This is a genomic window from Phyllobacterium sp. P5_D12 (assembly GCF_054049495.1).
In genome coordinates, this window is the sequence record NZ_JBFUMG010000998.1 from 1 (window position 1) to 979 (window position 979).

General features: G+C 51.4%; 1 protein-coding gene. It reads right to left on the reverse strand.

Translation table 11 applies throughout. The features are described from left to right. Window positions 1–94 precede the first annotated feature (94 nt). Window positions 95–979: hypothetical protein (locus tag ACXJ5O_RS28250; protein WP_457302802.1), on the reverse strand; the 885-nt coding region annotated here is incomplete at its 5' end.

Consider the following 979-nt stretch of genomic DNA (forward strand, 5'->3'; position numbering starts at 1 on the left):
GTCTGGAATGATCGGGGATCTGGGCGGTTGCTTTGGTACGGAGCCGCCCAGGTTCTTTTAGTAAGCGTATTCGCTTACTGTGTCACGTTAACTGTTAAAAAGTTTCCACACGTTTGAGTGTCAGGCCGCTTCCTGCAGACTGTTCATTCTCAGGGTGAGGCTGGAACACGTACAAGTCGCCGTATGCGTCCAAGAACACTCTAGCGCCGGCAAGATTGCGGCCAGTGCGAGATGCTGCTGTTTGCAGGCCGTTGGTTGAGCTCAACTTAATCGTATGAGTCGGCACGTCGCCTTCCTCACAATCGTTAAATTGAAGACCGACTCGATAGCCACCCTCATCAGCGGCCTTGACGGAAAGGATTGTCACATCGCGACGGACTGCAGGCTCTTCTTCATAATACCCAAGGATACGCTGGCCTATCCGCTTTATAACAATCTCAGCCCCAACAAGATGGCTTGGATCCTTGGCGTCGATATCGAGGGTCAATGCGTCTGACAGGAGGTTCAGTCTACGCAGACCGTCCTCCGCCTCTTCGGGGTTCGTTGAGGAGATGAAGAATATGTCGTCCAACTCTTCGTCATCGTCCATCGTGGACTTGCCCTCATTCTCCGTATCGAGTTCTGCATGCGTGATTGTTGCCATCGCATATTCTTCTCTTAAGGGTGCGGAAACCGCACTGGCCCCAAGGCCAGAGTGCCAGTTTTTCGCAACCGTACTAGGTGTACTGTTAGTACACCAGTAGGTTTGGGTACCTGAATTCCGGTACGCTGGATTACCTAGTGTATCGGTCGGCACCCCTACTAACTCTCGTAGTGGGGTGGAATTCCGGTACACTATCTTATTTTCTGTAGTGGTGTGGTCGGCCGGTACACTAGCTTTTTTCTTGCTTTTGAATTTTTTGGCTCTGGTGCGATCTGCCTTGGCACCTTTTACTCGCTCAGAAACCTGGCGGACCCAATCGAAATTGAGATCGTATTC